1 pseudogene is annotated in these 256 nt (G+C 61.7%); it reads right to left on the reverse strand.

The features are described from left to right. Positions 1-256, reverse strand: a pseudogene (locus U5775_RS39265) (IS630 family transposase); the annotation flags it as partial.

Genomic DNA, 256 nt, shown 5'->3' on the forward strand with positions numbered 1-256 from the left:
GTTCAGATACAGACCGATCACGTCTGCCGCCTTGGTCTCGAAGTCAGGATCATTTGAGACCATGTGCGTATCGATCCGATGGGGCCGCACGCCGTGCTTGCGCCAGATGCGCTGGACCGTCGAGGCGCCCACATCGCCCAAAGCCGCGGCAAGCTTATAGCTGCTCCAATGCGTTGAGCCGTCCGGAGGCCGGTGCTTGAGTGTGAGATTCAGAACCCGCGCCTCCAGCTTTTCGGGCGGATGCACCGGAGCTCGT

The organism is Paraburkholderia sp. J63 (genome assembly GCF_905220245.1).
Lineage (GTDB): Bacteria > Pseudomonadota > Gammaproteobacteria > Burkholderiales > Burkholderiaceae > Paraburkholderia.